The 8,738-nt window shown below is 39.1% G+C and carries 8 protein-coding genes and 2 pseudogenes; 5 read left to right on the top strand and 5 right to left on the bottom strand.

Annotated features, from left to right (window positions below; all coding sequences use genetic code 11):
- The 3 genes and pseudogenes from F6K54_RS33820 to ubiE form a co-directional block, all read right to left on the bottom strand.
- Window positions 1–383: pseudogene (locus F6K54_RS33820) on the bottom strand (RNA-guided endonuclease TnpB family protein); the annotation flags it as partial.
- Window positions 384–709: 326 nt separating this feature from the next.
- A pseudogene (locus F6K54_RS33815) lies at window positions 710–2,091 on the bottom strand (IS4 family transposase).
- A gap of 303 nt (window positions 2,092–2,394) precedes the next feature.
- Window positions 2,395–3,096, bottom strand: coding sequence for a bifunctional demethylmenaquinone methyltransferase/2-methoxy-6-polyprenyl-1,4-benzoquinol methylase UbiE (ubiE, locus tag F6K54_RS33810; RefSeq protein WP_293087912.1), 702 nt, complete (start codon window positions 3,094–3,096; stop codon window positions 2,395–2,397).
- Between the two features lie 241 nt (window positions 3,097–3,337).
- On the opposite strand from ubiE, the gene F6K54_RS33805 reads away from it, so the two are divergent.
- Window positions 3,338–3,586, top strand: a complete 249-nt coding sequence (locus F6K54_RS33805) for a transposase (RefSeq protein ID WP_366558307.1) — start codon at window positions 3,338–3,340, stop codon at window positions 3,584–3,586.
- A gap of 118 nt (window positions 3,587–3,704) precedes the next feature.
- Here the strand turns inward: F6K54_RS33805 and F6K54_RS33800 are convergent, their stop codons facing one another.
- Both F6K54_RS33800 and F6K54_RS33795 read right to left on the bottom strand, forming a co-directional pair.
- Window positions 3,705–4,643 carry a response regulator gene (locus F6K54_RS33800; RefSeq protein ID WP_293087910.1) on the bottom strand — a complete coding sequence of 313 codons (939 nt, stop codon included), beginning with the start codon at window positions 4,641–4,643 and terminating at the stop codon, window positions 3,705–3,707.
- Window positions 4,644–5,401: 758 nt separating this feature from the next.
- Window positions 5,402–5,608 (bottom strand): hypothetical protein, encoded by a 207-nt coding sequence (locus F6K54_RS33795; RefSeq protein ID WP_293087908.1) that lies wholly within the window; start codon window positions 5,606–5,608, stop codon window positions 5,402–5,404.
- A gap of 214 nt (window positions 5,609–5,822) precedes the next feature.
- On the opposite strand from F6K54_RS33795, the gene F6K54_RS43355 reads away from it, so the two are divergent.
- From F6K54_RS43355 to F6K54_RS33785, 4 genes are all read left to right on the top strand, one after another.
- Window positions 5,823–6,023, top strand: coding sequence for a hypothetical protein (locus F6K54_RS43355; protein ID WP_366558306.1), 201 nt, complete (start codon window positions 5,823–5,825; stop codon window positions 6,021–6,023).
- 14 nt (window positions 6,024–6,037) lie between these two features.
- Window positions 6,038–6,175 (top strand): hypothetical protein, encoded by a 138-nt coding sequence (locus tag F6K54_RS43350; protein WP_366558305.1) that lies wholly within the window; start codon window positions 6,038–6,040, stop codon window positions 6,173–6,175.
- Window positions 6,176–6,262: 87 nt separating this feature from the next.
- Complete coding sequence (locus F6K54_RS43345) at window positions 6,263–6,541, top strand: zinc ribbon domain-containing protein (RefSeq protein ID WP_366558304.1); 279 nt, start codon at window positions 6,263–6,265, stop codon at window positions 6,539–6,541.
- A 333-nt stretch (window positions 6,542–6,874) separates the two neighbouring features.
- Window positions 6,875–7,993 carry a RuBisCO accumulation factor 1 gene (locus F6K54_RS33785; RefSeq protein ID WP_293087906.1) on the top strand — a complete coding sequence of 373 codons (1,119 nt, stop codon included), beginning with the start codon at window positions 6,875–6,877 and terminating at the stop codon, window positions 7,991–7,993.
- Window positions 7,994–8,738: the final 745 nt, after the last annotated feature.

Genomic DNA, 8,738 nt, shown 5'->3' with positions numbered 1-8,738 from the left:
TGATTACCTTTAAGTTTTAATGCTTGAGCCGGGTAACTAACTGTAGCCATTCCTCCTTTTTTTCTGTATTTAGGAATCCTTGGTCTTTCTGAGATTTTTCCTGAACTATAGGCAATAATAAGACCATAATAAGACCTAAATGATTCAGTTACAGTTCTCAATATTTGTTGTGCTGCTTGTGAATGTAGAACTTTATAGTGATTGTTCTTTTTGTAGACCTTTTCCAATTCAAACTTGCCCAGAGTTTTGTGAGACTTAAAAAATAATTGCCGACCATAATATATTCCCATGTTAGTAAGCTTGTGAGACTGTTCACACAAGAATGTTAAAATAGCAATTAATTCGGGATTTTTACCTACTAAAACTTGCTGACAAGAGTACATTTGAAATGGTGCTTGGATAGCTTACCCCTGAGTAATAATAACACAGGACCACTTTAGTTGTCTAGTCTAAATGACTCGGTTGTTTTCATCCCCCGGTTAAAACACCTATGCTTTATAAACATCTTTCTTAACATAAAACTTGACAAAAAGAGTCAAGTGTGCATAGGAGTGCAATCGCCCTAAATTGACAAAAAGAGTTAAGTGTGTATAGAGGTGCGATCGCTAATCTTCATTTCGGCGCTCTCCCCCTATAAATACTCCATGGTACTTGTGGCAAATCATACACCCCTGCACTATAGATAGCTCAACCAATCTAATCAGCACCATCAATGTTGGCGAGCGTGATGTTCAAGTTCTTGACAAAAGTGCCAAGTTTCTGAAATATCATCCAATCGTCTTAGTCCACGCCAGAGAACTTTAACTCCTGGTTCACCATCACCTTTTCGGCCTAAAAAGCCACCTAATTGTGCAATCCAACGCACTACTTGTGACAGGGTTGGTGGTTTGTGCTCAGGATAAATTTGTTTATGTATCGTGGCATAAAGTGCTTGCCATTCATGAGATTCTAAAACCTCTTCACAACTAACATCAGGACAATGGCGAGCCAAATAAGTAAGCCAGAGTAAACGCCAAGCAACTATACTATAAGTTGCCAAGGCCATTTCTAATCGTTGAGCTGTTTTCAGTTGTAACTGCTCCAGGCGACAACCACTTTTTAATACATAGTGGTAGCGTTCAATTAGCCAACGATAACTGTACCATCGTACATATTGCTCCACATCTTCGATGGAATTAATCTTTAAGGTTGTCAACAGTAACCATTGAATCGGTTCCACTTCTGGTGGTGCATCTTCTTCAGTGACTAAAATTGCTTGTAACTCTTGAGGCGCTAATTGTTCTTTTTTAGCTCTATTGTGAGGTGCTTGAATAGCAACAGTAGTATAACGAATGTTTAAGCTAGCTCTTCTGGCTTCTCTAGTAGGATTGCGTTTGACCTCTACTTTCATTTGACCTTGGCTGGAAGTAGATTCTACTGCTGACCATAACTTCTCACCACAGTCTAAACACCTATTTTGACTCGCTCGAATCAGAAACTCTGAATTGAGGCGACGACCACAAGCAAATAAATCATAAAAATCCCCTTCTCGGTCTGCAATTGTTACAAATGCATGTTGATTCCGGTATTAGCTCTTCGCTTTTGGTTAAAGCATCCAGCCATCTTTGACTTTCTTTTTGTGCCGTGGCTCTTTTTTTTCGTTCCTCTGCTTTTCCCAATTTTTCTAATTCTCTTGCCCAAACATACTGATGGAGTATGCCCAGTGGCAATCCCTTGCTACTGACGCTCAAGACTGAATGCACTTTTAATCCTCTGGCATATTTGCTGTCAAGATATCCGGCTCCAGACAGTGCTTTTTGCAATGCAATAGTTGAGTTCTGTTGTATCTTGTATTGCCAATACTACTTGTTGATGTTGAGAAATTCGCCTCTGGGTCGCCTCTATGTGTCCTTGTTTAATCATTGATAGTTTGATGTATGGCGAATCCCAAAAATCATATGTGGCCTTTGTGGCTGCCCAGGTTCCACTTGCCGTTGGCACTGTCGCTTCCGGTGAATTGCTTAAATTAGAGACAATTTCCATGAACCTCTTGGTTCTTCTTTTGTCTCCTAGGTCTGTTCTTCCTAGCTCTTTCAATATCCATTTTTCCATATCTGTGATTTTAGAGGCCAGAGGCGATTCCGGCAAGAATCCACACTTGACTCTTTTTGTCAAGTTTTATGTTAAGAAAGATGTTTATAAAGCATAGGTTAAAACACGGGGGGCTTCAACGTGGCTTTTCGGTCAAATAAAATACATCGGATTTTAATCCGACTCCTCGCTTTTCATCCATCGCTTAAAAGACGATGGCTTTCATGCTCCCATGTTATTTAGGTAAAGAATCGTGACAGTTAAACCGACTATTATTCCAGAAGATGGTAAGCGTATCGTTACACACCCTCTAAGTTTAAAAAATTATTTTGTAATTACCAATATTCCCATCATACCGCCAGCAATAGGGTAATGTTTAGCATTGACAAATCCTGCTTGATATGCAATCACCTCTTGTTCTTGCCCGGTGGGAAATTTAGTCAGACTTGGACTAATATAAGCGTATTCCTGAGTTAGATCCAAATTACGAGCCACAGGAACTACAACTGTATCCAGATACCACTGTTGAAAACTTCTTACTAAAGAAGCACTCGGACGGTGCATATCAAGAATGGCTGCCTGAGAATTAGGTTTGAGGACTCGATATAACTCTTGTAAACAACGAGGAATATCTAGGACATTACGCAGACCATATCCCATAGTAGCACAATCGAAATAATTCTCTGCAAAGGGCAAATTCAAAGCATCTGCTTCTACCCAATTAATAGGACTAATCTGACTACATAAAGGCGATCTGCGGTTACGAGCGATCACCAATTGTTCTACAGAAAAATCTACTCCATACACTAGACCTCTACTGCCCGCACATTTGGCCAACATCCAAGCCAAATCTCCACTACCACAACATAAATCCAAACAGGTATCCCCATCATTAGCTTCGCTCCACATGACAGCCATTTGCTTCCAGATTTTATGTAGTCCTAGACTTAGTGTATCATTAAGTTGGTCATAAACTGGGGCAATCCTGTTAAATATGGCCTGAACCTCTGTGGAGTTATCAATCATCGTAGAATTTCTGTAAGTGGGAAATTAGCTAGTTTTAACGGCTGGATGGAAACAACCCGAAGGATTTTAATCCGTAGTCAAAAAAAAATATATTATAATTAAAGAATAGCTTAAATAGCTTAAAGAGTAGCCTCAATAATATTAAAGGGCTAACAAAAACCCGATTGAGTAAATCAATTAATGATGCGATTTGGGGGACAATTCCTGTCTATTCTTGCTGTCAAAGCCGGAAATGCTGGAGGTGAAAACCATAGCAGTGAATCCTCAAAATACCAGCCAAGATTGCTCGAATTGCGGTACAAAAGTTCCGAAAGAATTAAACATACGAACTCATTCTTGCCCATACTGTGGTATTGTAATAGACCGCGACTTGAATGCAGCAATAAATATAAAAAATAGGGCGGCGGGGCATCCCGTTCTTAAAGCTCGTGGAGTCCGATGCACTGGCAGGACTACGAAACGAGAAGCCCACACTATAGCGCAAGCTTAGTGTGGGAGTATGTCACTAGAGCTGTAGAGAGAAGCGGAACTAGGAAAGTAAATTTATCGGAATATAAATATTTGGCCTACTCAATCACTTATAAGTAAAGCTTATAGTATGATTTAAGCTATGCAAAACTATTCAAAGCCAATGCCAGTAGTTGAGTACAGATATTAATTGTATCAAGTTCTTCTGGACGTACTTTACTTGGTTTTTGCCATTGTAAGGATATCAAGGCCATAAGTTTTTGCCGATAGGAAATTGGAATAATAATATGAGTATTTATTCCTAAAGTTTGATAATTTGTCGCATTAGAAAGCTCAGTATCTGCTGAGACATCAAGAACTGCTTGTAATTTTTGAGAGGCGATCGCTTCAATTGCCAGAGGATCATCAGCCAACCAATTGTCCACCTTACCCAAACTACTACTAACTCCTTCAATTGAAGTTAGAGCATTATCCTCAATCAATTGCAAAATACATAAGTCACAAGAAAAAGCCTTTCTGTGGACAGACGCAATTTCCTCTAAAGCTTGCTCTATAGTCTCAGAATTTTGAGAGATATGAACCAAATTGCTCAACAATTCCAATTGATTTTGAGCTTTCAGCAATTCTTTAGTACGTTGATTCAAAAGTTCATAAGTATTTGCTGCCTTTTGTACAACTTTTTTTAGTTCATTAGGGTCCCAAGGCTTAGTAATATACTTATATACTTGTCCAGAATTAATTGCTTCCACCAAATCTTCAATATCAGTAAATCCTGTCAGAATAATTCTGATAGTATTAGGAAACTGGGGCAATGTTTTACTTAAAAATTCTGTACCCTTCATTTCTGGCATTCGTTGATCGGAGATAATGACAGCCACCTCTCCCTCTGATGCCAAAATTTCTAAAGCCTGAATTCCACTTTCAGCTTTAAGTACGCTAAAATCTCGTCTGAAGGTACGGTAGAGCAAGTCCAGGTTATCTGGTTCATCATCTACCACTAGCATTTTAGGCTTTTTTCTTCTATTTAAGCTCATCAGTTGGCTTTTTATGCTATCTAACTGTTGAGGAATTGCTTCCATTCAAACAAACCTCTGCAATTGTAACCCCGAAATAATACCATTTCTCAACAACTCTTCTACACTTTCTTCAGTAGGGGAGTAAGGGAGTAGGGGAGTGGGGGAGAGACAAACATCAGAATAATTAGCATTAACTAGCTAAATAATTAGGAAATAAGTTATTAAACCCGTGTTAATTACTTGATAACTGAAGTTTCAGCCCAGTACAGTATTACTTTTGGGAATTTGTATAAGACAATACTAATTCAATTTTCGACATCTTCCCCACACTTTGAAATATTAATTTATGTCAACAATAGTTTAAACCCAAATCGGAAAAGCCCAAATCCCATAAGAAGCAATTTGTTTAATGTCCACTAAGTGCCATAATATTAACAGATTGTGGCGTTGTTTTGTGACTAGGCATTATCCTTGACATCCTCCCGATGCTTCTGAAACGGAGAGGGCTGCTCTCCAAGCAACGTTGAGATGAAATACTACTTTGTTGAACTATATTATCATCTAAAAACTGTCTATCTTACAGCGGTTTTCATTTCAGTAGAGCACAGTAGGGACGTTGTATGCAACGTCCCTACTGGGTTTTGGTTATGACGATGTGGTTCATCAATTTGAAAAGCGCTGTAAAATTTGTCAGCATTCAAGCAAAACCTTAGAAATATAGGACTTACGCAGATACGCTATATATAGTACTTGTAACTATTGGACAATAGTTACTGGACTCTATACATAGTGTCTTTGCGTAAGTCCTGAAATAAATTAACTTATGGCCTTGTATCTCTAGCTGATATATTTTTAGCTAAATCGTCGAGAAGCCTCGCGCCATAATCTCTGATTTGCCGACCAGATGAATCGGCGTTCATTAATGGATAATGGATAATGGATAATGGATAATGGATAATGGATAATGGATAATGGATAATGGATAATGGATAATTACCTCTGGTTTTAACCGTTACGGAATTGAACATAAGGAAATATTATTTCTTTATTTTCCCCTTGAAAGGGGAGGCGGAATTAGCTGAATTATTTAATTAATAATTAATCATTATTAATGATTAATTATTCGGCGTTCATTAATGGATAATGGATAATTACCTCTGGTTAAAACCGTTACGGAATTGAACATCGGTTCCCTATTTCCCTGATGTCGAACCGACAACAGAAAATACTCTGGGAATCGATATGGGGCTGAAAAACTTCTTGGTAACAAGTGAAGGAGAATCGGTTCTAATTCCTCAATATTATCGCTCATCTCAGAAGCGATTAAAGCGATTAAAGACTCTACAAAAACGTTTATCTCGTAAAAATAAAGGCAGCAAAAGATGGTTAAAAGCTCTTCTAGCTGTAGCTAAACAACATAAAAAAGCGGATGTGACCCCGTGACGACGACAGCTCGCTTGCGGAACGCGCACCAAGCAGTAGCCGATAAACGTAAAGATTTTCATTTCAAAACAGCCAATGAATTGTTATTAAAAGCTAAAGTTATCGCCCATGTAGACGCGGAGCGGCGTGCCGGAGGCAAACTTAAATATTAAAGGGCTAGCAAAGAGCCGTTTGAGTAAATCAATTAATGATGCGATTTGGGGGACAATTCCTAACTATTTTGACTGTCAAAGCTGGAAATGCTGGAGGTGAAAACTATAGCTGTGAATCCTCAAAATACCAGCCAAGATTGCTCGAATTGCGGTGAAAAAGTCCCGAAAGAATTATCTCAAAGAATTCATTCTTGTCCACACTGCGGTATAGTCATGAACCGCGACTTGTTTGCGCAGCATGACCTAGGAAATGCGGCAATAGATATAAAAAATAGGGCGGCGGGGCATCCCGTCCTTAAAGCTCGTGGAGTCCGATGCAGTGGCAGGACTGGGAAACGAGAAGCCCACACTAAGCTGACGCTATAGTGTGGGAGTATGTCATTTGACATCCTCTCCGGCCTGAAGGCGCGGAGATTCCTACTGAGCCGTAGCTTCTCGGCGGGTTGACGTTTTGCTTCGCATAGCTGTCGCTAACACAGGGTGCTACTTCCTTGACGGTAGTCTAACGCTTCCCTCCACGTCCGCGCACGAGTTTCCGAGTGCCCCCCGGCAACTAATAACACTGTAGCATATATTCAATTCACTTGCATACTAAAATAAAAAGTCGCCCTACAAGGGCGAGGCTTTAAACCCAATTTTTCGGTAACATGGTCAAAGGTTTATCCATATTATTTAAAACAAAAAAGTGCGCCCTCAACTATGATCGAAACACCAGAAAATTCCCCCAACTCTCAAGAAAAATCAACAAACCCAGTAGAGATAGAAAACTTAATTGGTTTGCTACGTCGCAAAGAAAGTAATTGGGTAGAATGGGGACAAGCTTGTGCAAAACTACAAAAAGCTGGATATACTTCTCAGCAAATATTTGAAGCAACAGGATTTGAACCTGTACAGCAAAATCAGGTGATAGTAGGATCTCAAGTATATACCAGTATTGTCAATGCCAAAACCGAAAAAAATTTGCAGTCGCAAAGTGGAAAAGATTTTTTATCACGCTTTGAGAGATCGGGTAGTGATATTCTTTACGAATTGAGAATTTTAACTCAAGAGCAAAGAGTTATAGCAACTGAGTTTATAGTTGAGCATAATCTTGATGTTGATGATGCTAAAGACTTAGCAAAGGCCATGAAGGAATTTGCTCGGATGAAAACTATACCAGAAGGATTTTCCGATCGCCCTGGAGATATAGTAGCTTATCAATGTTGGAAACTAGCTAGGCAGCAAAATGACTTACAACAACGGTCTCGTCTGATTGCCAAAGGTCTTAAATTAGCTGATTCTCAAACTGCCAGAAAACAACTTGAACAATTACTAACTGATTTTACTATTGTTTCTCAGAGACCAGCACCTCGTTTGCCAATTTATCGAATGGAGTCAGAAGAAGAATTGCCCCGTGTTTTACCAGTGGTGGGAAAATTACCACTTAACACGGAGGATTTAAAAGCTGTACCTATAGTTGAAGAGGTAGGATCTCATGGAATAGTAAAATTTGCTGGTGGAACAGGTGCTTGGGTAGGAATACCTGGATGGCGAGTTGTCATGCAAGCAGAAGATCCTGTGGCAGTTATTGAAAATAGCGATCGCTTGCCTACTCCAATATCTGGAGCAACTGAAGAAGTTTTGTTAATTATTGATAGGTCTCAACGTGAATGGGATGAGGATGGTTATTTTATCATAGACCAAGCTGGGAAGATAGAGATGCAGTGCTTTGATGAATTACCTAACGTACCATTACTGGGACGGGTTTTGCTAGTATTAAGACCTAAAAAGATTCTCGATCAAGAATTTGTCAAAGACCTTTTGCAATTTGAGGAATAATAGTTCACTGAAAGGGAGCAGGGAGTTTGGGGAGTGTGAGGAGTGTTGGTACCCACCCCTCGCCCCTCCCTCTCCCAGGAGGGGAATGTGGGGAGATGGAGGCAAATTTCTACCTTTTTCTCATATTATATTTCTCTAGCTCCTGACTCTGTCCTCCTTTGCCAAAAACTCGTACTGCGGGCTAATATTCCAAATGGTTTCTATAAGAGTAGAAAAAAAGATTAAATATCGGGAATTTGATATTTTTGAGGGCAAAAATAGCTGAAAAGCATACAGAGCAAGGGAAATACATCAAAAGGCTAAAATAGCTAATATATCAGGACTTACGCAAAGACACTATGTATAGAGTCCAGTAACTATTGGACAATAGTTACAAGTACTATATATAGCGTATCTGCGTAAGTCCTATATATATAATTTATGGAGGCAAATTTCTACCTTTTTCTCATATTATATTTCTCTAGCTCCTGACTCTGTCTTCCTTTGCCAAAAACTCGTACTGCGGGCTAATATTCCAAATGGTTTCTATAAGAGTAGAAAAAAAGATTAAATATCGGGAATTTGATATTTTTGAGGGCAAAAATAGCTGAAAAGCATACAGAGCAAGGGAAATACATCAAAAGGCTAAAATAGCTAATATATCAGGACTTACGCAAAGACACTATGTATAGAGTCCAGTAACTATTGGACAATAGTTACAAGTACTATATATAGCGTATCTGCGTAAGTCCTATATATATAATTT

The organism is Okeania sp. SIO3B5 (assembly GCF_010692555.1).
Taxonomy (GTDB): domain Bacteria; phylum Cyanobacteriota; class Cyanobacteriia; order Cyanobacteriales; family Microcoleaceae; genus Okeania.
Note: the sequence above shows the minus strand (reverse complement) of the source record. Positions and strands in the feature narration are given on the sequence as shown.